The sequence below is a fragment of the Plantactinospora sp. CA-290183 genome (assembly GCF_050936375.1).
In the GTDB taxonomy this organism is placed as follows: domain Bacteria; phylum Actinomycetota; class Actinomycetes; order Mycobacteriales; family Micromonosporaceae; genus Plantactinospora.
The window spans coordinates 276,422-302,610 of the sequence record NZ_JBNJMX010000001.1 but is presented as its reverse complement, the minus strand read 5'-3'; the positions used below and the strand labels follow the sequence as shown (position 1 = coordinate 302,610).

At 73.7% G+C, this 26,189-nt stretch carries 23 protein-coding genes; 10 read left to right on the top strand and 13 right to left on the bottom strand.

Annotated elements, in window-relative coordinates; genetic code table 11:
* Positions 1–45: 45 nt before the first annotated feature.
* Entirely contained in the window at positions 46–867 is an 822-nt protein-coding gene (locus ACQEUR_RS01415) for a DUF3027 domain-containing protein (RefSeq protein WP_433024199.1), read from the bottom strand.
* 117 nt (positions 868–984) lie between these two features.
* Here ACQEUR_RS01415 and ACQEUR_RS01410 point away from each other — a divergent pair, with 117 nt between their 5' ends.
* Both ACQEUR_RS01410 and ACQEUR_RS01405 read left to right on the top strand, forming a co-directional pair.
* On the top strand, positions 985–2,664 hold the full coding sequence (locus tag ACQEUR_RS01410; RefSeq protein WP_433024197.1) for an MFS transporter: 1,680 nt from the start codon (positions 985–987) through the stop codon (positions 2,662–2,664).
* Complete coding sequence (locus ACQEUR_RS01405; protein WP_433024195.1) at positions 2,664–3,344, top strand: futalosine hydrolase; 681 nt, start codon at positions 2,664–2,666, stop codon at positions 3,342–3,344. The genes ACQEUR_RS01410 and ACQEUR_RS01405 overlap by 1 nt, the downstream gene beginning before the upstream one ends.
* Here the strand turns inward: ACQEUR_RS01405 and ACQEUR_RS01400 are convergent.
* Positions 3,341–4,225 carry a GNAT family N-acetyltransferase gene (locus tag ACQEUR_RS01400; protein WP_433024193.1) on the bottom strand — a complete coding sequence of 295 codons (885 nt, stop codon included), beginning with the start codon at positions 4,223–4,225 and terminating at the stop codon, positions 3,341–3,343. The two genes, ACQEUR_RS01405 and ACQEUR_RS01400, sit on opposite strands and share 4 nt — an antisense overlap.
* Positions 4,226–4,661: 436 nt before the next feature.
* On the opposite strand from ACQEUR_RS01400, the gene ACQEUR_RS01395 reads away from it, so the two are divergent.
* Positions 4,662–5,501, top strand: a complete 840-nt coding sequence (locus tag ACQEUR_RS01395) for a 1,4-dihydroxy-6-naphthoate synthase (RefSeq protein WP_433024192.1) — start codon at positions 4,662–4,664, stop codon at positions 5,499–5,501.
* Here the strand turns inward: ACQEUR_RS01395 and ACQEUR_RS01390 are convergent.
* Both ACQEUR_RS01390 and ACQEUR_RS01385 read right to left on the bottom strand, forming a co-directional pair.
* The gene (locus tag ACQEUR_RS01390) at positions 5,462–5,848 is read right to left on the bottom strand and encodes a cold-shock protein (RefSeq protein WP_433024190.1); all 387 of its coding nucleotides are present in this window, start codon (positions 5,846–5,848) and stop codon (positions 5,462–5,464) included. The genes ACQEUR_RS01395 and ACQEUR_RS01390 overlap by 40 nt on opposite strands.
* Positions 5,849–5,881: 33 nt before the next feature.
* Positions 5,882–6,466, bottom strand: a complete 585-nt coding sequence (locus ACQEUR_RS01385) for an HAD family hydrolase (protein WP_433025856.1) — start codon at positions 6,464–6,466, stop codon at positions 5,882–5,884.
* 146 nt (positions 6,467–6,612) lie between these two features.
* On the opposite strand from ACQEUR_RS01385, the gene ACQEUR_RS01380 reads away from it, so the two are divergent.
* The gene (locus tag ACQEUR_RS01380; RefSeq protein ID WP_433024188.1) at positions 6,613–9,087 is read left to right on the top strand and encodes a helicase-associated domain-containing protein; all 2,475 of its coding nucleotides are present in this window, start codon (positions 6,613–6,615) and stop codon (positions 9,085–9,087) included.
* Positions 9,088–9,160: 73 nt separating this feature from the next.
* Here the strand turns inward: ACQEUR_RS01380 and ACQEUR_RS01375 are convergent, their stop codons facing one another.
* Positions 9,161–9,451, bottom strand: coding sequence for a hypothetical protein (locus tag ACQEUR_RS01375; protein ID WP_433024186.1), 291 nt, complete (start codon positions 9,449–9,451; stop codon positions 9,161–9,163).
* Positions 9,452–9,572: 121 nt separating this feature from the next.
* On the bottom strand, positions 9,573–10,439 hold the full coding sequence (locus ACQEUR_RS01370) for a L,D-transpeptidase family protein (protein WP_433024184.1): 867 nt from the start codon (positions 10,437–10,439) through the stop codon (positions 9,573–9,575).
* Between the two features lie 187 nt (positions 10,440–10,626).
* Here ACQEUR_RS01370 and ACQEUR_RS01365 point away from each other — a divergent pair, with 187 nt between their 5' ends.
* A complete protein-coding gene (locus ACQEUR_RS01365; protein WP_433024182.1) occupies positions 10,627–12,306 on the top strand; it encodes a DNA repair helicase XPB in 1,680 nt (559 codons plus the stop codon).
* Between the two features lie 10 nt (positions 12,307–12,316).
* On the opposite strand, the gene ligD (ACQEUR_RS01360) is transcribed toward ACQEUR_RS01365, so the two are convergent.
* Together ligD (ACQEUR_RS01360) and ligD (ACQEUR_RS01355) are read right to left on the bottom strand one after the other, a co-directional pair.
* Entirely contained in the window at positions 12,317–13,237 is a 921-nt protein-coding gene (gene ligD, locus ACQEUR_RS01360; RefSeq protein ID WP_433024180.1) for a non-homologous end-joining DNA ligase, read from the bottom strand.
* A complete protein-coding gene (gene ligD / locus ACQEUR_RS01355) occupies positions 13,227–14,180 on the bottom strand; it encodes a non-homologous end-joining DNA ligase (RefSeq protein WP_433024178.1) in 954 nt (317 codons plus the stop codon). Before ligD (ACQEUR_RS01355) ends, ligD (ACQEUR_RS01360) begins: the two co-directional genes overlap by 11 nt.
* 180 nt (positions 14,181–14,360) lie before the next feature.
* Between ligD (ACQEUR_RS01355) and ACQEUR_RS01350 the strand changes: the two genes are divergently transcribed.
* Complete coding sequence (locus tag ACQEUR_RS01350; RefSeq protein WP_433024176.1) at positions 14,361–15,380, top strand: Ku protein; 1,020 nt, start codon at positions 14,361–14,363, stop codon at positions 15,378–15,380.
* Between the two features lie 45 nt (positions 15,381–15,425).
* The gene (locus ACQEUR_RS01345; RefSeq protein WP_433024174.1) at positions 15,426–15,575 is read left to right on the top strand and encodes a hypothetical protein; all 150 of its coding nucleotides are present in this window, start codon (positions 15,426–15,428) and stop codon (positions 15,573–15,575) included.
* On the opposite strand, the gene ACQEUR_RS01340 is transcribed toward ACQEUR_RS01345, so the two are convergent.
* Together ACQEUR_RS01340 and ACQEUR_RS01335 are read right to left on the bottom strand one after the other, a co-directional pair.
* Positions 15,569–16,435 (bottom strand): DUF5995 family protein, encoded by an 867-nt coding sequence (locus ACQEUR_RS01340; protein WP_433024172.1) that lies wholly within the window; start codon positions 16,433–16,435, stop codon positions 15,569–15,571. The two genes, ACQEUR_RS01345 and ACQEUR_RS01340, sit on opposite strands and share 7 nt — an antisense overlap.
* Positions 16,436–16,766: 331 nt before the next feature.
* Positions 16,767–19,025, bottom strand: a complete 2,259-nt coding sequence (locus tag ACQEUR_RS01335; protein WP_433024170.1) for a discoidin domain-containing protein — start codon at positions 19,023–19,025, stop codon at positions 16,767–16,769.
* A 377-nt stretch (positions 19,026–19,402) separates the two neighbouring features.
* Between ACQEUR_RS01335 and ACQEUR_RS01330 the strand changes: the two genes are divergently transcribed.
* Positions 19,403–20,539, top strand: coding sequence for a glutathione-independent formaldehyde dehydrogenase (locus ACQEUR_RS01330; protein WP_433024168.1), 1,137 nt, complete (start codon positions 19,403–19,405; stop codon positions 20,537–20,539).
* 68 nt (positions 20,540–20,607) lie between these two features.
* Positions 20,608–21,276, top strand: coding sequence for an HAD family hydrolase (locus ACQEUR_RS01325; protein ID WP_433024166.1), 669 nt, complete (start codon positions 20,608–20,610; stop codon positions 21,274–21,276).
* Between the two features lie 18 nt (positions 21,277–21,294).
* Here ACQEUR_RS01325 and ACQEUR_RS01320 read toward each other — a convergent pair whose 3' ends face one another.
* The gene (locus ACQEUR_RS01320) at positions 21,295–22,044 is read right to left on the bottom strand and encodes a phosphatase PAP2 family protein (RefSeq protein WP_433024164.1); all 750 of its coding nucleotides are present in this window, start codon (positions 22,042–22,044) and stop codon (positions 21,295–21,297) included.
* A gap of 94 nt (positions 22,045–22,138) precedes the next feature.
* A complete protein-coding gene (locus ACQEUR_RS01315; RefSeq protein ID WP_433024162.1) occupies positions 22,139–23,107 on the bottom strand; it encodes a quinone oxidoreductase family protein in 969 nt (322 codons plus the stop codon).
* A 301-nt stretch (positions 23,108–23,408) separates the two neighbouring features.
* On the opposite strand from ACQEUR_RS01315, the gene ACQEUR_RS01310 reads away from it, so the two are divergent.
* A complete protein-coding gene (locus ACQEUR_RS01310) occupies positions 23,409–24,236 on the top strand; it encodes an FkbM family methyltransferase (protein WP_433024160.1) in 828 nt (275 codons plus the stop codon).
* A gap of 41 nt (positions 24,237–24,277) precedes the next feature.
* Here the strand turns inward: ACQEUR_RS01310 and ACQEUR_RS01305 are convergent, their stop codons facing one another.
* Positions 24,278–26,107, bottom strand: coding sequence for an acyltransferase family protein (locus tag ACQEUR_RS01305; protein WP_433024158.1), 1,830 nt, complete (start codon positions 26,105–26,107; stop codon positions 24,278–24,280).
* Between the last annotated feature and the right edge of the window lie 82 nt (positions 26,108–26,189).

Genomic DNA, 26,189 nt, shown 5'->3' with positions numbered 1-26,189 from the left:
AACGCTGGCTCAGCCGCAACCGCTGGCTCAGCCCTAACCGGTGGCTCAGCCGTGCCCGTACGGCTCGGCCGGCTCCGCGGTCTCGACCGAGCCGAGTGCCCGGCTCACCGCGATCGCCTCCACCTCGCTGTCGTCGTAGATCGTCGGCAGTTCCTCGACCGGCGTCTCGGCGGCCTCCAGCATGGTCTCGGAGTGTGCCCCGCAGCCGTGGTCGGCGCTGACCGCCCGGCCGTCGTCCGGCGCGTAGAAGTTGCCGCATACCCCGAAGGCCTGGCGCAGCGCACCGGCCAGCGGCAGGTAGAAACCGCAGGTCCCGCAGCGGGCGCTGCGGGGAGCGCCGACCGAGATCGGCGCCTCCGGACCGTGGTCGCCGTCATACCACCGCTGTGCGGTCTCGATGCGCCCCTCCCGGGACATCACCCGGACGCGGCCGAGGCCGAACTCCCAGGCGGTCTCCTCGACCGCCGGGTCGTCGGAGAGCAGGTAGCCGGGGGCCAACCGGTCATCGTCCGGCTGGGTGGGCAGCAGGTCGCCGACGCCGAGGTCGCCGGGCTTGAGCCGCTCCTGCCACGGCAACCAGCTCGGCGCCAGCATCGCGTCCGGGCCGGGCAGCAGGAAGGTCTCGCAGACCGTGACCTGCCGGCTGCGCGGCACCCGGGTGACGGTGACGGCCCACCGCCAGCCGCGGTAGCCGGCCAGCTGGCACTCGAAGAGATGGGTCACCAGCCGGTCACCCTCGGCGATGGCACCCAGGTGGTCGCCGATGTCCGACGGCTCGACCTCGGTGATGCCCTCGTACGCGACGTCGACGGCACTGGCACAGACCTGATCGAGGCGGGCCGCTCGGGCGGCGGTGGTCCTGGTCACCCACCTATTCTTGCCTATCCGCCGTCGGCCGCTCGGCGGCACTCCCCACCGGCGCTCCGCGCAGATATCTCGGCACAGATGCGACGGTCGTCGACCGGATGGGCGAGGATGGTGCTCATGCCGCTGTTCACCCGCTCTGGGCGCTCCGGCCTGGGCCGCGTCGTCGGTACGGCGTTCCGGACCGTCCGGCTGCTGGTACGCGGTTCGCTGGGCAGCGCGCGCTGGACCACCCGCCGGGTGGCGGCGGCCCGGGCGAAGGGCGCCGGCGGCGAGGCCGGCATGGTCCGCCTCTTCGACCTGCACGCCGTCTCGTGCGCGGGCGACACGTTGATCACGATCGGCCTGGCCGGGACGATCTTCTTCAACGCCCCGCTGGGCGAGGCCCGCAGCAAGGTCGCGCTCTACCTGCTCATCACCATGGTGCCGTTCGCGCTGCTGGCCCCCGTGGTCGGACCACTGCTCGACCACTTCCGGCACGGCCGGCGGTACGCGCTGGCCATCACCATGCTCGGCCGGGCGTTCCTGGCCTGGCTCATCTCCGACTACATCCACGGCTTCGGGCTCTACCCCGCCGCCTTCGGCGTGCTCGCGCTCTCCCGGGCGTACGGGGTGGCCCGGTCGGCGGCGGTGCCCCGGCTGCTGCCCCTGGGGATCGGCCTGTCCCAGGCGGGCGCCCGGGCCAGCGTCTACGGCTCACTCGCCGGCGGCCTGGTCCTGCCGATCGGGCTGGCGGCGTTCTGGCTCGGTCCACAGTGGCCGCTCCGGATCGCGTCGGTGATCTTCCTGGTCGGCATGGTGATCGCCCTGCGGCTGCCGCCCCGGGCCGACTCCGACCCGCCCGAGGCGGTGCCCCGGCCGTTCCAGGCGTTCCGGTTCGGGCGGCGCCGGGGCGAACGGGTGCTCGGCCGGGGCGGTGCGGGCGGGCGCCTGGTCTCGGCCACCCTCCTCGGCAGCGCCACGCTGCGCGGCCTCTACGGCTTCCTGCTGCTCTTCCTCGCCTTCGCCATCAAGGCCGGCGACCTGGACACCGGGCTCTTCGGTTGGCGACTCAGCCACGGGGCCGCCCTCGGCGTGGTCGGTGGCGCCCTCGCGGTCGGGTCGTTCCTGGCCACCGCCGTCGGCACCCGGCTGCGGATCCAGCACCCGGTGGTACTCCAGGCCACCGGGTTGATCGTGGTGACCGGCGTCGGGGTGCTGGCCACGATCCGCTTCTCGCTGCTGTTCGTCACCCTGCTCTGCCTGGTCACCTCCGTGATCAGCGGTATCGCCAAGCTGGCCGTCGACGCCTCCATCCAGGAACGGATCCGCGAGCGGCTGCGCGCCACCGCGTTCGCGCACTCCGAGACGCTGCTCATGCTCGCGTTCGTGGCCGGGGGCGGGCTGGGGCTGGTGCCGGTCGACGGGCGGATCGGGATCGGCGCGTTGACCGGGGTCGCCGCGCTGGCCACCGTCTGGGGGGTGATCGCCACGGGTCGGCTGCGCGGCGAACGGCTCTCCGGGCGGGCGATGGCCGACACCCAGCCGGACATTCCGGTGGTCGCCGAGCCGGCCGGGGAGGGCCGGCCCACGGTGCCGCCGCCGGCCGCCGGCCCGACCGGCGAGCAGCCGACCGTTGAGCAACCACGGGTCGAGCAACCACGGGTCGAGCGGTCGACCGACATACCGGCCGACGCACCGGCCGACCCTGACGACGAGGCCCTGGCGCCGCCCGGTTACCACATCTACCGGCCCTCCTCCGCCGTGCCGGGCTCCGGCCCGGGCGACGAGGGAACGCGGCGGGAAGCCCAGGGCCAGTAGTGCGCAACGCTCTCCTCGTGGTCACGGCCGTCGCGGCCGAGGCCGACGCCGTACGGGCCGGTCTGGCCACCCCCGGCGACGGCGACATCGACGGCGACGGTGGCGCGGTGACGGTCGCCCCGGTCGGGGTCGGCCCGGCGGCGGCCGCCGCCGGCACCGCCCGGCTGCTCGCGCTGGCCGAGGCGGGCGGACGGCCGTACCGGGCGGTGCTCAGCGCCGGCATCGGTGGCGGTTTCCCCGGCCGGGCGCCGGTCGGCTCGGTGGTCCTCGCCACCCGCAGCGTCGCCGCCGACCTCGGGGCCGAGTCGCCGGACGGCTTCCTCCCCCTCGACGAACTGGGCTTCGGCTCCACCACGCTGCCCGCCGACCCGGCCCTGCTGGACGCGCTCCGTGCCGCGCTGCCGCAGGCGGTCGTCGGCGCGGTACTCACCCTCGGCACGGTGACCGGGACCGCCGCGACCACCGCGACCCTGCACGCCCGGCACCCGGACGCGGCGGCCGAGGCCATGGAGGGGTACGGGGTGGCCGTCGCCGCCGCCGAGGCCGGGCTGCCCTTCGCGGAGCTGCGGGCGATCTCCAACCCGATCGGGCCACGGGACCGCTCGGCGTGGCGGATCGGTGACGCGTTCGCCGCCCTGACCGCCGCGTTCGCGGTGCTGGGCGAGAAGCTGCCGGGCTAGCGGGCGCGGCGGAGGGTGAGCTTGAGGGGCCGGCTCGCCTCGGGCTGGAACCCGCAGCGCAGGAGGAACCCGGCGCCGTCGAAGTCGGTGACGGCACGGGCGACGGTCACGCCGTTCCGATCCATCTCGGCGAGCAGTTCGGCCAGCAGCCGACGCCCGATGCCCAGCCCTCGGCACCCGTCGGCGACCAGTACGCCGTCGAGCACGACCTCGGGCTCCGGATCGGCTTCCGGCGGGTCGTCGTCCCACCCCCCGTCCGGATAACCGATGTCGGTCGGGTGTGGCCCGCGCAGGTGGGCCCGCAACTCCCCCACCAGCTCACCGGCGGGCAGCTCGGCGACCCATTGCCAGCCGCCGGCCGGCACCGCCTCGGTCACGGCACGCAGCCGCACCCGGGCGCGTACCTCCGCCCGCCACCGCCGTCGGTCACGGCGCTCCCGGCAGAGGTCGAAGGTCTCGGCCGGCACCCTGACCGGCCACCGCTCCGGCGGCACCGTGTACCAGTGCGCCCACCACGCCCCCGACCAGTCCTTCGCCGTACGCACCTCGCGCACGTCGAGATGTGCCGGGTAGTGCCGGCCGCCCTCGTCCCGGCACTCCTCGTGCGGAACCGAGGGGAGTCCGCCCAGGTCGAACGTCCCTCCGGCGGCGAGGATCAGCCGCTCGACGGTCCGGAACCTCGGATCCGCTGCCCCGCCCGCCTCGATCCGGGAGACCGTGCTCTTCGGCACCCCCGCCCGGACGGCGAGTTGCCGCTGGCTGAGATCCGCCCGCCGGCGCAGCGCCCGGAGCAGCAGCCCCAGGTCCAACGGCTCCCGGTCCAACGGCTCCCGGTCCAACGGCTCCCGGTTCGACGGATCCATCTCGCGCACCATGGACATCGATGGTTCCGCCGCGTCAGCGGAGATTCAAGACCCGCCCTCTCGGCTGTGGAAAACCCTGTGGACAACAGCGGCGGCCGAGGCCCCACCTGATCCCACGCAGCCTGTAGAGCTGCCCCGCCTGTGCGCCCACCGGAGCGAGGCCACCGAGCCCGGTGCGCCCACCGACGGAGCGGAGCCACCGACCCCGGGGCAAACCGCCGCCGGTTACCGCCCCGCCTGTGCGCCCAGGTCTACAGGCCGCCGACCACCGGCACGACCGTCGGTCGCCGCCCGCCTGCGCGCCCACCGACCGAGCGGGGCCACCGAGCCCCGGGCAACGGCCGCCGGTTGATGCCCCGACCGTACGCCCAGGTCTACAGGCCGCCGACGTGATCTGGGCGACCGGGGCGGACGGCCGGGTGGCGACGGCCGACCCGGTGGCTACGGTGGGGACGTGGCGCTCTCCCTGGCGATCTCGCCCTGTCCCAACGACACCTTCGTCTTCCACGCCCTGGTGCACGGGCTGGTCCCCGGCGCCCCGCCCGTCGAGGTGACCTACGCCGACGTGGACGTCACCAACACCGCCGCCGAACGCGGGGGGTACGACCTTGTGAAGGTGAGCTACGCGGCGCTGCCCTGGCTGCTCGACGACTACCACCTGCTGCCCTGCGGCGGGGCGCTGGGGCGCGGTTGCGGACCGCTGGTGCTGACCCGGGGCGACCGGCCGGGCGGTGCCGACCTGACCGGGGCGACCGTGGCGGTGCCCGGCGACCGCACCACCGCGTACCTGCTGTTCCGACTCTGGTCGGCGGACCGGCCGCCGGCGCGGATCGAGGTGGTGCCGTTCCACGAGATCATGCCGGGCGTGGCGGCCGGCCGGTACGACGCCGGGCTGGTGATCCACGAGGCCCGCTTCACGTACCCCCGGCACGGCCTGACCGCCCTGGTCGACCTCGGCGAATGGTGGGAGGCCGACACCGGCCTACCGATCCCGCTCGGCGCCATCCTGGCCCGGCGCGGCGCCGTCGACCCGGCCGCCGCGGCCGACTGGATCCGCACCTCGGTACGCCGCGCCTGGGCCGACCCGGCCGGCACCCGCGACTACGTGCTCGCGCACGCCCAGGAGATGGAGCCCGACGTGGTCGACCGGCACATCGGGCTCTACGTCAACGACTTCACCGCCGAACTCGGCGACGAGGGGCGGGCGGCGGTCGACGCGTTGCTCGGCCGCGCCGCCGCCGCCGGACTGACCCCTCAGATCTCCAGCTCGCGGGCGACCGCGTGGACCAGCTGAGCCACCGTCTGCGCGGTCTTACGGTCGGGGAACCGGCCCCGGCGCAGGTCCGGCTGCACCTTCGCCTCCAGCACCTTGATCATGTCCTCGACGAGCCCGTGCAGCTCCTCCGCCGGCCGCCGCCGAAGCTCCGCCATGGACGGTGGCGCGTCGAGCAGCTTCACGCCGAGCGCCTGCGCGCCACGGCGGCTGTCCACCACACCGAACTCGATCCGCTGGCCGCCCTTCAGGTCGGTGACACCAGCCGGCAGCGCGCCTTTCGGCAGGAACACGTCGCCACCCTCGTCACTGGTGACGAACCCATACCCCTTGGCCGCGTCGTACCACTTCACTCGACCCGTCGGCACTTGTTGACCTCGACTCCCCTGAGACTGCTGTCCTCACAAGGCTAGCCGCATCAACCGCCGGAATGCCCGCGGGAATCCGGTAAGGTCCGGCAGCACCACCTCCGCCCCGGCGGAGCGCAGCTCGTCGGCGTCGCACGGCCCGGTGGTCACGCCGATCCCGGGCACCCCGGCGGCGCGCGCCGCGACCATGTCGGCGACGTGGTCACCGACGTAGAGCCGGACGCCGTGCTCGACCAGGGCGGTCGCCTTCTCCGCCGCGAAGAGATCACCGGCCAGCTCGTCGACCTCCAGCCCGACGTGTTCCAGGTGCAGCCGGGCCAGCCGGCCCAGCTTGGAGGTGACCACCGCCACCCGCAGGCCCTGAGCCCGGACCTCGGCCACCGCCGCCAGCGCGCCGGGCAGCGGCAACGAGGTCGTGATCGCGTACTCCGGATAGAGCGCCCGGTAGGTGCGGACCGCCGTCTCCACCTCCTCCGGCGGGAACCAGCGCCGGATCTCCTCGCGCAGCGGCGGGCCGAGCCGGGACACCACCGCGTCGGCGTCGACGTACACGCCCGTGGACTCGGTGAGCGCCCGGTAGGCGGCGGCGATGCCGGGCCGGGAGTCGATCAGGGTCATGTCGAGGTCGAACCCGACCGCGCCGGCAGTCACGCCCGCCATCGTCGCACGCCCGCCCACACCCCCCACGGCCGGCGGGGCGGTGCGGGATCTCCCCGCCGACCGGCGGGCACGACCGGCACCTGGCCGGATAGCGTGGAAAGACGATGAGCACACTCGCCGATCACCTGCGGGCGCTGCCCGACGAGGCGCTGGCCGCCCTGTTGCGGTTGCGTCCCGACCTCGTCGTGCCGGTACCGACCGATCTGTCCGCGCTCGCGGTCCGCGCCCAGTCCCGGGTCTCGGTGGCCCGGGCGCTGGACGGGCTCGACCAGTTCACCCTGCGGATCCTGGACGCCGCCCGGCTCACCCGGGACCCGGAGCACGACGAGACCTCGACCGAGGCGATCCTCGTCCTCGCCACCGCCGGACCCGGCGTCGACCGGGCCGCCGCGCGGACCGCGGTCGACCGGCTGCGCGCGCTCTTCCTGCTCTACGGTCCGGAGTCCGCACTGCGGGTCGTGCCGGGCGTGGACGAGGTCTGCTCGCCGTACCCGGCGGGGCTGGGCAGACCGGCCGCGGACCTGGACCCGGAGACGGCGGCCCTGGTCGCGGACCCGGCCCGGCTGCGCCGCACGCTGCTCGCCGCGCCGCCGCCGGCCCGGGCGATCCTCGACCGGCTGGCCGCCGGCCCACCGGTGGGCACGCTCCCGACCGCGGTACGACCGGACGACGCGACCGGGACCGACGGCTCCGCCGCACCGGTCTCCTGGCTGGTCGACAACCGCCTGCTGGTGCCGATCTCCGAGGCGTCCGCGCCGGCGGGCCGGAGCGCCGCCGTGGAACTGCCCCGGGAGATCGGCCTGCTGCTGCGCCGCGACGCCGGCCCGCTCGGCCCGCTGCTCCCGACGCCGCCGCAGGTGACCGGCACCGTCCGCGAGTCGAAGGCGGCGGACTCCGCCGGCGCCGGCCAGGCGATGGAGGTGGTACGGCACACCGAGGCACTGCTCGAACAGCTCGCCACCGAACCCGCCCCGGTGCTGCGCTCCGGCGGACTCGGCGTCCGGGACCTGCGCCGGCTCGCCCGCGCCACCGGGCTGGACGAGTCCACCGCCGCGCTGCTGCTGGAGGTGGCGTACGCGGCCGGCCTACTCGGTGAGCTGGACCTGCCGGGCGCGACCACCACCCGGGCCGGCGCGGACCAGCAGATGCTGCCGGCCGCCGGTTACGAGGCCTGGCGGGACGGCTCACTCGCCCACCGGTGGGAACACCTGGCCCGCGCCTGGCTGACGATGACCCGCCAGGTCGGCCTGATCGGCCGGCGCGACGACCGGGAACGGCCGATCACCGTCCTCTCCGCCGAGGCGGAGCGGGCCGGCGTCCCGGCCGTCCGGAGGGCCGTGCTGGAGGTGCTGGACGACCTCGAACCGGGCACCGCACCGACCCCGGACGAGGTGGTCGAGCTGCTCGGCTGGCGCGCGCCCCGGCGCAACCTGGGCCGGGAGGCGGGCCAACGCGAGGCGCTGGCCGAGGCGGGGCTGCTCGGGGTCACCGGGCTCGGCGCACTCACCTCGTACGGCCGGCTGCTGCTGGCCCAGTGGACCGCCGGGGACATCCGGCTCACCGAGACCGACGACGACCCGCTCGGCCGGCGGCCGGACGCGGGCGGCGCGGCCGGCGGCGGCTCCCCGACGGTACGGGCCCTGGACGCACTGCTGCCCGCACCGGTCGACCACTTCCTGGTGCAGGCCGACCTGACCGTGGTGGTGCCCGGCCCGCCCGACCCGACCCTGGCCGAGGAGCTGGCGGCGGTGGCCGAGCCCGAATCGGCCGGCGGGGCGAGCGTGCACCGGGTGACCGGGGCGAGCGTGCGGCGCGCCCTCGACACCGGGTACGCCGCCGACGACCTGCACGCGCTCTTCCGGCGCCGGTCCCGTACCCCGGTGCCGCAGGGGCTGACCTACCTGGTGGACGACATCGCCCGCAAGCACGGCGGGCTCCGGGCCGGCTCGGCCGGGGCGTACCTGCGCAGCGACGACGAGGCGTTGCTGGCCGAGGTCCTCGCCGACCGGCGACTGGTCGGCATGTCGCTGCGCCGGCTCGCGCCTACCGTGCTGGCCACCCCGCACCTGGTGGGGCGGCTGGTCACCGCGCTGCGCGAGGCAGGGTACGCACCGGTCACCGAGGATGCCAGCGGGGCGACCGTACTGACCCGGCCGAAGGTGCGCCGGGCGCCGACCCGGGTCTCGGTCGCCAACCGGGTCGCCGACCCGCTCGCCGCGCCGAAGCTGACCGGGCCCCGGCTGCTCGGCATCGTGGAGCAGATCCGGCGCGGCGACGTCGCGGCCCGGGCCGCCCGCCGCGCCCCGGCGACGGTCCGCGGCGGCCGGGCGGGCGGGACCGGCGGAGAACTGCCCTCCACGCACGCGCACACCCAGGCACTCGCGGTGCTGCAACAGGCGGTCCGGGACCGGACCCTGGTCTGGGTCGGGTACGTCGACGCGCACGGCTCCACCGCGTCCCGGCTGGTCCGGCCGGTGTCGATCGGGGCCGGCTACCTGCGCGCCGAGGACGAACGGACCGAGATGCTGCACACCTTCGCCCTGCACCGCATCACGGCCGCAGTCCTGGAGGAGCAGTAAGGAAGGGCCCCTTCCTATCGCTTTTTGTATAGGAAGGGCCCCTTCCTAACACCTCAGGGCGGCGGGGGGCGGGTCAGCGCCGGCGGCTCTGCCGTACGGTGCCGACCACGGAGACGATGAGCAGCAGGGTGAACGCCGCGCCCAGCCCCTCGCCGAGCGAGTTGACCAAGCCCTGCTGCTGCACCAGCCAGCCGAAGATCACCCAGCTCACCAGGAGCAGCGAGACCACGGCGTAGGCCAGCACGGTGAGCCGGGAGACCGGCACCGGGGCGAGCGACGGATCGGGCGCGGCGGCGGGGCAGGGATCAGGTTCCGGCAGGGCCGGAGGATCTGTCTCGGACCTCACCCCGCCGTCGACCGTCATCTGCGGACCTCCCACCACGCGGTCTCCCCATGGTCCAGAGTCGCATCCGCGCGCCAGAGATGACAGGCTCGCCGACCCCGAGTCACCCCCGGTTTCCGGCCCACCGGTGGTTCACCCCGGGTCAGGTGCCGGGGCGGCGTCCGACCACGTGCACCCGGGTGCCGACCGTGCCCAGTTCCCACATCCGGCGGGCGTCGCCGGGGAGCAGGTTGACGCAGCCGTGCGAGCCGATCGACTTCTCGTGCAGGTAGGTGGTCGTCTGGTGGAACCCGATCCCGCCGACGAAGCGCTGCCAGTACGGCAACCACACCTCGTACGGATCCGACCATTCCCGGGTGTTGCGGAAGTTGATCTTGTATGTCCCGGCCGGCGTGGCGTACCCGGCCATGCCGGTGCGGGTGACGGTGGGCGCCATGACCACCCGCCCGCCCCGGATCGCCCAGACGGTCTGCTGGGTCAGGTCGATGCAGAAGGTCGTACCGCTGCCCGCCCGGCACCGGCGGGTGTCGGTGCCGGCCAGTCGGCGCGCGACGTCGGCGGTGGTGGGGCCGGCCCGCCCGTGCGCCGGGCGGATGTCGTAGCGGCGCTGGAACTTCTTGATCGCCGCGCAGTCGGCGGCCGACTGCCGGCCGTCCACGGTGATCCGGCCGAACCCGCCGAGCCGGGCCAGGTAGGTCTCGACGTCCCGCTGCCGCTCGCCCTGCGGGCACCCGGCCGGCGGCCTCGGCGAGCTGGTCCGGGCCGGCTTCTTCGTCGGTTTCCGGGTCGGCGCGCCGGTGGTCGGGGTCACCCGGCTCGGTGTCCGTTGCTTCCCCTGGTCCGGCCCGGGCGACGCGCTCGCCCCCGTTGCCTCGTCCGCCGCACCGACCTGCCGGGTCCCACCGGGCCCCGCCTGCCCCTGCTGCGGATCGAACGCGCACGCACCGGCGCCGACCAGGGAGACGGCCGCCAGGGCGAGAAGACGGGTTACGTTACGCACGGTTGCCATCTGGTCCTCCCCAGGAGCCGTCGACAGCTAGACGCATCAGAGTGCCAGTGCGGTTGCGGCAGATGAAGAATTTTGCCGTCTCGTTATCTGTAACGGAAGAGCCAGCCGCGAGCGGGCCGGCGCCCGGCCGGAAGCGTGCAACACTGGAGGGTCGGCGCGTGGGAGCCGACGGACGGAGGACATGGGCGTGACCGGTGGACCGCTGATCGTGCAGTCGGACAAGACCCTGCTGCTGGAGGTCGATCATCCCGACGCGCTGGCCTGCCGGATGGCGATCGCACCCTTCGCCGAGCTGGAACGCTCGCCGGAGCATGTGCACACCTACCGGCTCACCCCGCTGGGGCTCTGGAACGCCCGGGCGGCCGGGCACGACGCCGAGGGCGTGGTCGACGCGCTGCTGCGCTTCTCCCGCTACCCGGTGCCGCACGCGCTCCTGGTCGACGTCGCCGAGACGATGGACCGGTACGGCCGGCTCCAGCTGATGGCCCATCCGACCCACGGCCTGGTGCTGCGCGCGGTCGACCGGATGGTCCTGATCGAGGTCGCCAAGAGCAAGAAGCTCGCCGGCATGCTCGGCGGCAAGGTCGACGACGACACCATGATCGTGCACCCCTCGGAGCGGGGCCGGCTCAAGCAGGCGCTGCTCAAGCTCGGCTGGCCGGCCGAGGACCTGGCCGGGTACGTGAACGGCGAGGCGCACCCGATCGAGCTGGCCACCTCGGGCGAGGACGGCGCGCCCGCCTGGGAGCTGCGCTCGTACCAGCGGGAGGCGGTGCAGCAGTTCTGGGCCGGTGGCTCGGGCGTGGTCGTGCTGCCCTGCGGGGCCGGCAAGACCCTGGTCGGCGCGGCGGCGATGGCCGAGGCGAAGGCGACCACGCTGATCCTGGTCACCAACACGGTGGCCGGCCGGCAGTGGAAGCGGGAACTGATCGCCCGCACCTCGCTGACCGAGGAGGAGATCGGCGAGTACTCCGGCGAGCGCAAGGAGATCCGCGCGGTCACCATCGCCACGTACCAGGTGCTGACCTCGCGGCGCGGCGGCGCCTTCACCCACCTGGACCTGTTCGGGGCCCGGGACTGGGGCCTGGTCATCTACGACGAGGTGCACCTGCTGCCGGCGCCGATCTTCCGGTTCACCGCCGACCTCCAGGCCCGGCGCCGGCTCGGGCTGACCGCCACGCTGGTCCGGGAGGACGGCCGCGAGGGCGACGTCTTCTCGCTGATCGGGCCGAAGCGCTACGACGCGCCGTGGAAGGACATCGAGGCGCAGGGCTGGATCGCCCCGGCCGACTGCACCGAGGTACGGGTCACGCTGACCGACGCCGAACGGATGGCGTACGCGGTCGCGGAGCCGGAGGAGCGCTACCGGGTGGCGGCGACCGCCCGGACCAAGCTGCCGGTGGTCAAGGCGCTGGTCGAGCGGCACGCGAACGACCAGGTGCTGGTGATCGGCGGCTACATCGACCAGCTGCACGAGCTGGGCGAGACGCTGGACGCACCGATCGTGCAGGGCGCCACCACCAACAAGGAGCGGGAACGGCTCTTCGACGCGTTCCGGGCCGGTGAGGTCCGCACCCTGGTCATCTCAAAGGTCGGCAACTTCTCCATCGACCTGCCCGAGGCGGCGGTGGCGATCCAGGTCTCCGGCACCTTCGGCTCGCGGCAGGAGGAGGCGCAGCGGCTCGGCCGGGTGCTGCGGCCGAAGGCGGACCGGCGGCAGGCGCACTTCTACACGGTGGTCTCCCGGGACACCATCGACACGGAATACGCGGCACACCGGCAGCGCTTCCTGGCCGAGCAGGGCTACGCGTACACCATCGTGGACGCCGACGACGTGATCGGCCCGGCGCTGCCGAGCGTGGAGTGACCCACGACGGTCAGCGGCCGGCCGGGAGCTGCGGCCCGCCGTCGACGAGGGGGGCGAGCAGGTCGCCGTACTCCTCGATCCGGGCCAGCACCTCGGCGGCGCCGAACTGGCGGACGGCGCCCGGCTCGCCCTCGGCCGCCGCCTCGACCTCCGCCCAGGTCAGCGGCGTCGACGCGGACGGTGTCGGTTGGGCCCGGAGGGAGTACGGCGTGACGGTGGTCTTGGCCGCGTTGTTCTGGCTCCAGTCGATGAAGATCTTGCCCGGCCGGAGCCGCTTGGCCATCTTGGCGGTGATCGACTTCGGCACCTCGCGGGCCAGCTCGTCGGCGATGCGACGGGCGTAGTCGGAGACCTCCTCGGCCGACTGGGTGCCGGCGATCGGGCAGCAGAGCTGCATGCCCTTCTTGCCGGAGGTCTTCGGGTAGCTCTCGATGCCGTCGGCGGCCAGCCGTTCCCGGATCAGCACCGCCACGCCGCAGCACTCGACCAGCCCGGCCGGGGCGCCCGGATCCAGGTCCATCACCATCATGTCCGGGTCGGCGTCGATCTTCCACTGTGGGGTGTGCAGTTCCAGCGCGGCCAGGTTCGCCAGCCAGACCAGCGTCGCCAGGTCGTCGCAGACCACGTAGTCCAGCTCCTCGCGGCCCTTCGAGGAGCCCGGCGCGGGCAGCCGCTCCAGGCGTACCCAGTCCGGGGTGCTGGCCGGGGCGTTCTTCTCGAAGAAGAAGTTGCCCTCGACCCCGTTCGGATAGCGGATCCGGGTCAGCGGCCGGTCCACCAGGTGCGGCAGCAGCACCGGCGAGATCCGGGTGTAGTAGTCGATCACCTCGCCCTTGGTGAAGCCGGACGCCGGATAGAGCACCTTGTCCAGATTGGACAGCTCCAGCGCCCGCCCCTCGACCTCCACCCGGACCCGCTGCTCAGCCGGCATCGACGTCCCCCGCCGCCTTGTCCGTACGCAGCCGGCGCACCCGGGGGAACCGCAACCGGCCGTCCGGGGTGCGCTGGCCGTACTTCACCTCCACCACGACCTCGGGTCTTACCCAGATCGCGCCCCGGGCATCCTCCCGGGGCACCTGGTCGACGAAGGGCCGGACGCTGGTGCGCAGCGGCTCCAGCACCCCGAGCAGTTCCCGCTCGATCCCGGCGCCGATCCCGCCGCCGACCCGGCCCCGGTAGAGCAGCCCCCCGCCGGCCGCCGGCACCCCGACCAGCAGGCCACCGATCCGCCGTACGCCGGGGCGCCAGCCACCCACCACGAAGTCGTCGGTGATCTCCAGCTTCACCTTCACCCAGTCCGGGGAGCGGACGCCGGGGCGGTAGACCGAACCGAGCCGCTTGGCGACCACACCCTCCAGGCCGTGCTCACCGGCCGCCTGGTAGGTCGGCACCCCGTCCGGGAAGACCGGTGGCACCGCCCAGCGCGGCCCACCCAGCCCCAGCGCCTCCAACTCGTTCCGGCGCCGCTCGTACGGCCAACCGGTCAGGTCCGCGCCGTCCCGGCGGAGCAGGTCGAAGATCATGTACGTCACCGGCAGGCTGACCGAGAGCCGGGCCGCCCGGGCCGGCTCCCGTACGTGCATCCGCTCGGCGAGCGCGGTGAAGGAGGGCTGCCCCTGCTCGGTCAGCACCACCACCTCGCCGTCGAGGACCGCGTCGGCCAGCCCCCGCTCGCCGAGTTGGGCGCCCAGGGCGGCCAGTTCGGGGTAGGCGGCGGTGATCTGGACCCCGGAACGGGCGTACATCCGCAGCGCACCGTCGGCGAACTCGGTGACCGCCCGGACCCCGTCCCACTTGAACTCATAACCCCAGCCGGGGCCTGCGGGCAGCTCCCCGGTGCTCGCGAGCATCGGCTTGAGCGGCAGGCCCGGCACGATCACCACTCTAGGTCCGTCCGGAAACACTCGCGTCCCTTTCGATCCGATGGGATCCTGGTCGACACGGCGGTGTGCACAGCCGTACGGGCGGACGATCCGCCTGGTTACGGGGGTCCCTCACCCGAGAAGGACCGGTTCCATCCGCTTAGCGGACCCGGCTTGGGGAAAGGTGCGGTCATGCGGGCTATCTGGCGAGGCGCCGTCTCGTTCGGGCTGGTCTCCATCGGGGTCCGGCTCTATTCGGCGACGGAGGAGAAGGACATCCGCTTCCACCAGGTGCACCGCACCGACGGCGGCCGGATCAAGTACAAGCGCGTCTGCTCGATCGACGGCGAGGAGGTGCCCTACGACGACATCGCCAAGGGGTACGACATCGGCGGCGGGGAGATGGTGATCCTCACCGACGAGGACTTCGCCGAGCTGCCGCTCACCACCTCGCACGCGATCGACGTGCTGGAGTTCGTACCGGCCGAGCAGGTGGACCCGATCCTCTACAACAAGGCGTACTTCCTGGAGCCGGAGAACGCGGCCACCAAGCCGTACGTGCTGCTCCGGGACGCGCTGACCGACTCGGAGCGGGTGGCCATCGTGAAGGTGGCGCTGCGGCAGCGCGAACAGCTCGCCACGCTGCGGGTCCGCGAGGGTGTGCTGCTGCTCAACACCATGCTCTGGCCGGACGAGATCCGTAAACCGGACTTCGGGTTCCTGGACGACGACATCAAGGTACGGCCGCCGGAGCTGGCCATGGCGAGCTCGCTGATCGACTCGATGGCCGGGGAGTTCGAGCCGGACGTCTTCACCGACGACTACCGGGCCGCGCTCCAGGAGGTGATCGACGCCAAGGTCGAGGGGCGCGAGGTGGTGCAGCCGGAGGAGGTCGAGGAGGCGCCGGCCGCGGCGGTCGACCTGATGGCCGCGCTGCGGGCCTCGGTCGACCGGGCCCGGGCGGCGCGCGGCGAGGAACCGTCCGGCGGGGCGAAGGAACCGACCCCGATCTCGGCGGCGCGTTCGGCCCAGAAGGCCGCTGCCGAGGCCAAGAAGGCGGCCCCGGCGGCGAAGAAGACGGCCCGGAAGACCACGGAGAAGAAGGCCGCCGCCAAGAAGACCGCCGGATCCGGCACCGCGAAGAAGACCCCCGCGAAGAAGACCCCCGCCAAGAAAACCCCCGCCAAGAAAACCCCCCGCAAGTCCGCCTGACCCCGCCCCCGCTCCTCCCCGCCCCGCCCCGCCCACCCCGCCCCCATGATCGCCGTGATCAGGGAGTGGTTCGGGCGTGTCGTCGGCGCGTCGCACGGCGAACTCCCTGATCACGCGGATCTCGCCGGGGCGCGGCGCGGCGCAGCGCGGCGCAGCGCGGCGCAGCGCGGCGGCCTCGGCGGGCGGGGTCAGTAGGCGGGGGGCAGGCCGAACGGGTACGCCAGCGGCGGCGGGTCGGCGTGGTGTGCCGCGCAGTGCGCCGCCCGGGGGCCGGGCCCGGTGAACGGCGGTACGTAGCTGGTCAGGGTCGCCAGCCCGGCGGCGGTGGCCGCAGCGGTGGACTCGATGTCCAGCTCCACCACTGCCCGGGCGAACGGCGTACGGGCGTTGGTCAGCCGTACCGCGTTGCGCCAGGCCTGCTCCCGCCAGGTGATGATCAGGCCGAGCACGGTGTCCGGCGAGATCCCCACGTCGAAGCCGTACGGGTCGAACCGGGCGATCAGTTCGGCGAGGATCGGGTCGGTCACCTCGGCCAGGATCTCGTTGACCTTGTCGTGGTCGGGTTTGCGGCTGCTGCCGTCGGGTGCGGTCAGCCCGACCGACGCCAGCACGTACGGCAGGTCCCGGTTGATGTGCGCGTTCATGCCGAGCATCAGGTCACCGGCGCCGGTGAGCCGCCGGTCGCGCGCCGCGTCCAGGGCGGCCAGCCAGGCCAGCGGTACGGCCGACCGCCGCCCGGCGGCCCAGTCGTCGTACGCCCGGTAGTAGTACTCGGCGAAGAGCGCACCCTCCCGGTTGACCCAGGTGTCGTCGGAGAAGAAGCCGGCGTCCCGGCCCCACTTGAAGCCCTCGGTGGTGCGCAGGTACGCCAGCGCGAAGGTGCTGTGGTGGGCACAGCCGCGTCCCAGCGTCGCCATCCGGGCGCGTAGCTCGGCGATGGTGCCGTCCACGCATCCGGGCGCGCCGTCCGGGCACGGCTCGGGCAGGGCGCGTGCCCCCGGTGCCGTCGCCGGTCCGCTCGGTGCCACCCCTCCGGTCGCCGATTCCCCGGCCATCGCGCCTCCCGTCGTCGCGCCCTCCGGTGCCCTCGCGCCGGCCGCCGCGGCCGTCGGGGTGCCGAGCGTCAGCACACCCACCAAACCCGCCACAGCCGCCGCCAATGCCCGCGTTCCGCGCAGTCTTCGCATCCCAGACCCCCTGCGACAGTGATCTACACCGATGTCGCAATCATCGCCGGCCTGAGTAACCGATCAGTAGTCTTGGTCCGCTACCCGACTCGGCGGGACGGGTCCGTCAGGGCGCCGCCGGATGAGGGGCGTTAAGAAGGGGCCCCTATACCGCAGAAAGCGATAACAAGGGCCCCCTCCTTACACCCGCAGCACGCCGTCAGCGGTTGCCGAGCACCACCACGTTCGCCAGGCCCGCGCGGGCGTACGGCACGTCGGGCAGCCCGGTGACGGTCACCCGGACGTACCGGCCGAGGCCGGTGAACATGCCCCGCTGGGTCGCTTCGGTCCGCTGGTTGTCGGTGCGGTCCAGCACCGGCACCCAGGTCCGGCCGTCGGTGGAGGTCTCCACCCGGTAGCCGTACCGGAACTCGTCGCCGTGGACGTCCCCGACCGGGACGTCGGCGCACTGCCCGGCCGCCGTACCGCCGACGGTGTTCGGCTCGTCGCCGCGCACCGGCGCCGGCTGGTTGCCGGCGCAGGCCAGCGCGCCGCGGACGGCGTTGTCGGAGACCACGAGGGGGACGCCGCCGGTCCGGTTGCCGAGCAGGCTGACCGGGCCGCCGACCCGGTTGCCGGTGAGGGCCACCCGGCCGGTGCCGCCGACGACCGAGAGCGGCCCGTCGATCCGGCTGCCCGTCACCTGCACGGACCGGGCGCCCAGCGCCGAGAGCGCGCCGGTCACGGTCGCGTCGGTGGCGGCGAGCGCGGCTCCCGGGAGCACGGTGACCGGTCCGGTCACGGTGGCACCGTCCAGGCAGGTCACTCCGGAGAGTACGGTCAGCGGGCCGCTGTGCCGTCCGGTCACGGTGCGGGTGCAGGCGCCGGTCAGGTCGGCGGCGGGGAAGGTCAGCTCGATGCCGGCGAGGGTGTACCAGCGGCCGAGGTCGACCTGCCAGCTCTGCCCGGTACCGCCGGTCGCGGCCCGCCAGGCGGTGGCCGGGTCGCCGTCCACCGCGAGCGCACCGGGGTGACCGGACAGCGCGCTGGTGGTCTCGGTGGGACGGTCGCCGGAGAGCGCGACCGGGGTGTCCCCGGCGGTGTAGCGGGTGTAGTTGTAGAGGCGCTTGGCCTGCGGCAGCGGGTGGCCGGTGACCTTCGCGGCCAGGTCGCACGCGCCGTTGCTCTTGATGGTCAGCGACCGGCCCTGGATGTACTCGACGACCTCTTCCTTGTCGTCGCCGCAGAAGTCGCCGTGCCAGAGCCGGGCGGCCGGGTCGAGGGTGGTGATCACGTCGCCGGCACCGTTCATGATGGTGGTCGCCTCGCCGCAGCCCCGGTTCCACACCATGATCAGATCGCTGTAGTCACCGGTCCAGTTGTGGATCGGCTCGGGGATCGAGCCCCAGCAGCCGCGCGTCTCGCGGGCCTCCTTCCAGACCATCGTGCCGTCCACGTCGAGCAGGAAGAGCCCGTCGTAGCCGTTCTCGGTCCGGTCGATCCGGTCCAGGCCGAGGGACTCCAGGCCGGGCCGCTCCGGCAGGTAGTCGCCGGTCATGATGTTCTGGGTCTCGACGATGTCGCTGTTGCGCCAGATCTCCGCGCCGGTACGCCCGTCGTGCGCCACCGCCGCGTCCCCGCCGAGCATCAGTTCGGGCTGGTCGGTGCCGGTGATGTCGGCCAGCCACATGGTGTCGGCGTGCCCGTCGCCCTGGTGCTGCCAGCGCAGGTCGCCGTCGGGGCCGACCATGTCGTAGCCGATCATCACCTCCTGCCGGCCGTCGCCGGTGAAGTCGTACGGCCACGGGTAGTGCCCGGTGTTGCCCTTGTGGGTCCAGAGCAGCCGGCCGGAGTTGTCCAGCGCCCAGGCGGTGTCGTAGCGGTCCTTGAGGATGATCTCCCGGGCCGTGTTCCCGCCGCTGAGGTTGGCGAAGATGATCGCGTCGTGGGCCAGCCGGTCGGGCAGGGGGAAGTCCCGGACCAGCGCGCCGGTGCGACCGTCGAAGATCATGAAGCGCCCCTCGGCAACGGTGTCGCCGCCGGGGTGCATGATCGCGACGACCTCGTTGTCCCCGTCCCCGTCGACGTCGTGCACCTGGGCCGGGATGTCGCTGCCGTTGTTGCGTCCGCGCGGGTCGACGGTGCCGGCCTGCCAGAGCCGCCGGCCGTCGAGGTCGTACGCGGTGAGGGCGGCGACCAGCGCACCCTCGTACCGGTCGTCGGCGACGTAGTGCGGTTGCATCATCACCACGTCCAGCCGGCCGTCGCCGGTGACGTCCCCGAACAGCGGCCGGGCACCGCCACCGGCGGCGCTGGTGTCGAAGCTGGTGACGACCGTCGGCTCGACGGTGGGCGCCGCCAGCGGGGCTGCGTCGGCCGTCGACGGGGCCGCCGTGGCGGGGTGGGCCCCGCCGAGCGTGAACAGCAGGGCCAGCGACGCGCCGGCGGCCAACCGGCGTTGGTGTCTGGTGGATGGCATCCGCGACATGGGCGACCTCCGGGCGGGCTCACTTATGAATCGTTTCAAGACGCGAGGCACAAGATATCGGCGCCCTTACATGCCTGTCAATAGCCCCCACACCAGGTATGTCCAGGTTGGCCGATCCCGCCGAACCCGACGGCGCGACCCGGTTCAGCCCCCGTCCCACCTGATCGTTTCAACCGGAGGTCGCCGCGCCGCGCTCCGGGGACCGGTGGCCGGTGCGATTCGCCCCTTATGCCGCCCTCGCCGCCCTAGGCTGACATCGGAGCAGGCCGGGCCGCCGGGCCACCCGGGCCGCCGGCCCGCCGCGCCCCGTGCGCAGCGGGCCCCGTGGGCAGCGGGCGCCGCCGCGCACCGGCCGGAATGGAGCGGGCGTGAAGGCAGTCGTGTACCACGGAGCGCACAACGTCTCGGTCGACCAGGTGGAGGACGCCCGGGTCCAGGACCCGAACGACGTGGTAGTCCAGGTGACCACCGCCGCGATCTGCGGCTCCGACCTGCACATGTACGAGGGCCGCACCAGCGCCGAACCGGGCATGGTCTTCGGGCACGAGAACATGGGCATCGTGGTCGACACCGGCCCCGGAGTCGTGCACATCAGCCGGGGCGACCGGGTCTGCATGCCGTTCAACGTCGCCTGCGGCTTCTGCCGGAACTGCCTCGCCGGCAACACCGGCTACTGCCTCACCGTCAACCCCGGCTTCGCCGGCGGCGCGTACGGCTACGCCGAGATGGGCCCCTACCGGGGCGGCCAGGCCGAGTACGTACGGGTGCCGTTCGCCGACTTCAACTGCCTCCGGCTGCCCCCGGGCAAGGAGCACGAGAACGACTTCGCGATGCTCGCCGACATCTTCCCCACCGGCTACCACGGGGTGGCCATGACCGAACTGCGCCCCGGCCAGACCATCACGGTGATGGGCGGCGGACCGGTCGGCCTGATGGCCGCGTACTCGGCGGTGATCATGGGCGCGGCCAAGGTCTTCCTGGTCGACCGGGTGCCCGACCGGCTGCGGCTGGCCGAGTCGATCGGCGCCATCCCGATCGACTTCGGCCGGGGCGACCCGGTCGCGCAGATCCGCGACCAGACCGACGGCGACGGTACGGACTGCGGCGTCGACGCGGTCGGCTACCAGGGCAGCGGCGCCAGCGGCCAGGAACAGCCCGCCGGGGTGCTGAACAGCCTGGTGGAGATCGTCCGGGCCACCGGCCGGATCGGGGTGGTCGGGCTCTACGTGCCCCACGACCCGGGCGCGCCCGACCCGCACTCCCGCAATGGCGAGCTGCTGTTCCGGGTCGGCACGTTCTTCGAGAAGGGGCTGCGGATGGGCTCCGGGCAGACCAACGTCAAGGCGTACAACGGGTACCTGCGCGACCTGATCATCGCCGGACGGGCGAAACCGGGCTTCGTGGTCAGCAGGGAACTCCCGCTCGACGCCGCGCCCGAGGGCTACCAGCGGTTCGACCGGCGCGAGGAGGGCTACTCGAAGGTCGTGCTCAAGCCGGCCGCCTGAGCCGCGCCGCCGGTCGGCGGCGGCGGCCCCGCACCGCCTCCCGCGCCGGATCGCCCGAACCCGGCCCGATGAGGCAGGATGGAACCGTGGTGGACGCGGTGATCTTCGATCTGGACGGCGTACTGGTGGACTCCGAGCCGGTGTGGGAGGGGGTCCGGCGGCGCTACGTCAAGGAGCACGGCGGGCAGTGGCAACCCGACAGCCAGCGCCGGCTGATGGGGATGAGCACCATGGAGTGGGCCGGCTACCTGCACGACGAACTCGGCACCGCCGGCCCACCCGAGCGGATCGCGGCCGCCGTCATCGAGGAGATGGCCCAGGCGTACCAGCAGCGGGTGCCGCTGGTGGACGGCGCCGCCCAGGTCGTACGCCGACTCGCCGGGCGCTGGCCGCTCGGCCTCGCCAGCTCCTCACCGGCCCGGTTGATCGACGCGGCGCTGGCCGCCGCCGGGCTGACCGACGCCTTCCGGCTGACCCTCTCCACCGAGGAGGTCCCCCGGGGCAAGCCGGCGCCGGACGTCTACCTCACCGTCGCCGAGCGGCTCGGCGTGCCCGCCGCCCGCTGCGTCGCCGTGGAGGATTCGACCAACGGCGTACGCTCGGCCGCCGCCGCCGGCATGCGGGTGGTGGCCGTACCGCACGCGTCCTATCCGCTCGAACCCGATGCGCAACAGCTCGCCGCGCTGATCCTTCCGCACATCACCGACCTCACCGAGGAGTCGGTGCGACCCGCCTGAGGCGGCGCGCCGTACCCCTCATGCCGGCCCGCCGGGCGGCGGGCGCCGCCTGGCGACCAGCCGGACCACCGGCGGGGTCAGGACGATCACCACGGCCGCGCAGAGGGTGGCCCCGAGCAGCAGCCCGGCGAGCACGTCGTGCGGGTAGTGCACCCCGCCCACCACCCGGGACAGGGCCGCCAGCACCGCCAGGGGCAGGGCGAGCGCGGCGAGCCGGGGCCGGGCCAGCACCAGGCCGATCGCCAGCGCGCCCGCGATCGTGGCGTGGTTGCTGGGGAAGGACCAGTCGCCGATCTCCGGGCAGTGCGACATCACCGGCACGCCGGGCACCGCCCGGCAGGGCCGTTGCTGGTCCACCACCAGCTTCACCGCCTCCGAGCAGAGGTAGGCGGCGAGGGTACCGACCAGGGTCAGGCCGGCGGCGACCGCCGACGGCCACACCGAACGGCGCACCCCGCTCCAGCAGACCCAGCCGAGGAGCAGGACCAGCAGGATCAGGATCGCCTCGCCCGCCAGTTCCACGGCGGTCCAGTCGGGCGCGCCCGGGATCGAGTCGAGCGCCCAGCGGTAGACCGACACGGAGGCGCCGTCGGTCACCTCGATCGGTGCCGCGTCGCCGAGGCCGCCGGGCGCGAGCCGGAACATCGCCGCCGTACCGGTGCCGAGCAGCGCCGTGGCGAGCAGGGTCCGTACCCACCAACTCCGCGCCCGGACCACCGCCGCGGTCTCCGGCCCGCTCACCGAATCCGCCTCCCACTGTCTGGTCATACCGAGACCCTACGAACCGGGGCGGGTCGGACACCTCCGCCCTAGGGTATTCCCGGGTACCGACCTTCGTTGGTATCGGGGCGCCCGGCCCGGGTCAGCGGGGCAGCAGGAGCAGCTTGCCGGTGCTCCGGCGGTTCTCCAGGTCGTCGTGCGCCCGGGGTGCGTCGGTCAGCGGGTACGTGCCGCCGATCCGGGCCGAGAGCCGGCCCGCCGCGATCCCGTCGAAGACGTCGCCGGAGCGCCACAGCAGGTCCTCCCGGCGGGCGATGTGCGCGGCGATGGACGGGCGGGTGAGATAGAGCGATCCGCCGGCGAGCCGTCCGGTGTCCAGGGGCGGCACCGGCCCGCTGGACGTGCCGTAGAGGACCATCAGACCCCGCGGGCGCAGCGCCAGCAGACCGTCGTCGAAGGTGGTCCGGCCGACGCCGTCGTACACCACGACCGCGCCCGCACCGGCGGTCACCTTCCGGACCACGTCGCGGACCTCGGCGTACCGGGCGGTGTGGTCGGCGCCGGCCTGCCGGGCCAGCTCGGCCTTCTCGTCGTTGGAGGTGGTGGCGATGACGACGCCGCCGCGCAGCTTGACGAACTGGGTGAGCATCCGGCCGACCCCGCCGGCCGCGGCGTGCACGACCACCGGCTCACCCTCGGCCACCGGGTGGGTGGTGTGCGACAGGTAGTGCGCGGTCATGCCCTGGAGCATCACCGCCGCCGCCAGCTGGAGGTCGATCCGCTCCGGTACCGGCACCGCCCGGTCCGCCGGCACCGGGACCTGCTCGGCGTAGCTGCCGGGCATCCCGGTCCAGGCCACCCGGTCCCCCTCGGCGACGTCCCGTACGCCCGGCCCGACCGCCGTCACCGTGCCGGCGCCCTCCATGCCGGGTACGGCGGGCAGCTCACCCCCGTACGGCGGGGTGCCGCGCCGCTGGTAGATGTCGGCGAAGTTCACGCCGGCGGCGGCGACCTCGACGATGATCTGGCCGGGCTGCGGCTGGGGTGGCGGCATGTCCACGATCTCCAGGACCTCGGGTCCGCCGTGTCGCCGCATCATCACCGCCCGCATGCGCCCATCCTTCCGGTTGGCGGGGCCGAGCGCGGGCATGATCGCCCTGATCAGGGGGCTGGTGATGCGACTCGCCGACGACACGCGAGAACCATCCCCTGATCACCGGGATCAGGCGGGCGGGTGGGGGCAGTGGTGGGGAATGTGAGAGGGGTTTCGGTGGGTGGTGGCTCTGTTGCTCTAGGTGATTGTCTGCTTACCATTCCGGGGCGGGTCGACGGGAGGACCCCATGACCGCGACCGGGTGCTGCCCGGACCTCGCGGACCGACAACCCGAATATCCGCGAGGACGGTCACCGGTATGCCGAATTTCCGATCGACGCTGCGCCGCGCGTTCCACCAGTCCGGCGCCCAGCACGTCCGGCGGGCCGCCCACCGGATCGCGCTGCGCACCAGGGCGGGCGCCTTCCGCAACGAGATAGGCGTCGTCCTGCACGCGGACCACACCGACATCCGGGGTACCGAACTCGCCGTCTACAAGGGCAACCTCGACCGGAACGCGGTGGCGACCTGGCGGCGCCTGGTAACGGAGATCCGTCCCACCGTCGCCGTCGACGTCGGCGCCAACTACGGCGAGGTCGCCTTCTCGACCTGCTACTTCGGGCTGCGGGAACTCCATCTCGTCGAGCCCAATCCCGCCGTACTCCCCTGGCTGCGCAAGACCATCGCGGCGGCGGCCGACGAGTATCCCGGCACCGTGCTGCACGCGGGCGCGGCCAGCGACCGGGCCGGAACCGCCCGGCTCTACCTGCACGAGCACACCGGCGTCGCGTCGCTGCGGGTCCCGAACGACCGGGGCGTCGACGTGGCCTGCTTCCGGCTCGACGACCGGATCGATCTCCTCGACGGCGACTCGCTACTGTTCAAGATCGATGTGGAGGGGCACGAGCAGGCCGCCCTCGCCGGGATGGCGGGGCTGTTCCGGGGTCGCCGGTTCGCCGGGCTCTGCGAGGTACTGCACGCGGACGAGGAGCTGCCCAGCTACCTCTGCGCGAACTTCGCGGTGTCCGTGCAGCGCGCCGGCGTGGAGGAACCGGTGGACGAGGCACGGCTGCGGGAGATCATGGCGCGGGCCCGGGAGAGCGGCTGGGGCGACCTCGGCAAGGACGTGGTGCTCCGACCCCGGTGACCCGCGACCGCCCGGCTACCCGCCCCGGGAGGCGCGCCCGGTTACGGGGCCGGGACACAGACGAAGCGGGGATCGGCCCAGACGCCGACGGCGCCGCCCGACGAACTGCTGGTCACCAGGTCGACATAGCTGGCCCGCGCGACGTCCACGTCGATCTGCTCGGCCCGGTCGGACCGGCTGCGGGTGCCGGAGTCGAAGACGGTGACGTCGTCGGCCCGTACCGCGAAGGCCACCTGGACGTCGTCGGCGCCGACGTCGATCACGGCCCGCAACCGCTCGCAGCCGGCCGGCGGCTGGACGCGGAGCCGGCTGGGCGCGGCGGTGAGCACGGCCCGCGGGTAGATCTCCCCGCGGACCGTCACCCCGCCGGGGGTGGTCCTGGGCTGCGGCTGCGCCGCCCCCGAGCCGGACGCCGACGCGTCGTCCAGCAGCAGGGGCAGGTCGGAGAGGTAGTAGGTCACCTCGGGCTGGGCCTGTGGATGCTGCGCCCGGGTGGTCACCCCGGGCCAGAGGTTGAGCGCCAGGAACCCGAGACCGACGGCGAGGACCGCGACCGTCGAGGCCATCGCCCGGTGCCACACCGTCACCGGATGGCGCGGCGAACCCGCCCGGCCGGCGGCGGCCGGGCGGGGCGAAGCGGCCGGGCGCGGCGCGGCCGGTCCGGACGGTACGGCCGGGCGCACCGCACCGGAAGCCGGCCGGGGCACCGAGACGCGCGGGCCGACCCGGGCCGGCAACAGCGCCGGCCGGCGCCGCGCGGCAAGATCCTCGATCCAGCCGAAGAGCCCGACCGCCACCGCGATGAGCAGCCAGACAAAGGCCAGCCGTACGGCGACGTTGGCCAGCCAGCCGGGAAGCCGCACCGGGGAGAGGAGCGCGTTGACGAGCACACCGGCGGGCAGGTGCCACAGGTAGACCGTGACGGCGCGGGCGTTGAGCAGTTGGACCACCCGGTCGAGCGGCTGGATGCGGCCCAGCCAGTCCAGCCGGGGGCGGAACCGGAGCACCGTCGCGACGAAGGCCACCGACCAGAGGGTGTTGCCGCCCGGCATCCGGTTCAGGTCGAAGTTGCCGCTGGACCAGCCGACCACCACCACCCAGCCGGCACCGACCAGCGCCAGCGAGAGTACGCCGAGCGCGTACCGGCGGGCGGGTATCCGGCGCAGCAGCCCGTCGTGGTGGGCGAAGCCGAGCAGCCAGCAGGCCAGGTACGTGCTGACGTTGGTCGCCTGCTCGTTGAAGTACCCACCGATGTTGAAGACCCCGAACAGGGCGAGGAACGGCAGCGCGACCGCCACCGCCAGGCTCCGCCACGGCCAGCGGCGGAAGACGGCCAGCAGCAGGGGCGAGAGCAGTACGAGCCACAGGTAGGTGACCAGGTACCAGAGCACCACGTTGTAGGCCCAGGCCCAGGACTGGCTGCCCACCGGCGGGGTACGGGCGGGGAAGACCCACCAGACCAGCTCTCCCCAGCCGAGCGCGGCGGCGGGCGCCGCTCCCCAGCCGGTGACCAGCAACAGCGTCACCGCGACCGCGCCGAAGCCCCAGAGCGGCGGCAACAGCCGACGCAGCCGGCGGCCCACCGCGCCGCGTCCGCTCCGGTCCAGCGAGCTGGCCATCAGCGAACCGGCCAGGGCGAACATCAGGCCCATCGCCGGGAACAGCACGGTCAGCCAGATCCAGCCGAAGACGTGGTAGGTCACCACCCGGACCAGCGCCGCCGCCCGCCAGAAGTCCAGGTAGCGGTCCCGCCCACCGGCCCGCGACGCCGGCCGGTCGGCACCGTCGGCGGGCGCGGCACCGTCGCCGGGCGCGGCGGCGTCGGCGCGTACGGCCGCGCCGTCGGCCGTCGGGCCTGCTGACGGTCTCATCGTCGTCTCCACGTCTCCGGTCGAAACCCGCCCGACTGTCGCCGGGAACGTGCTGTCCCGGACGGGGCGCACCAACCGGAGC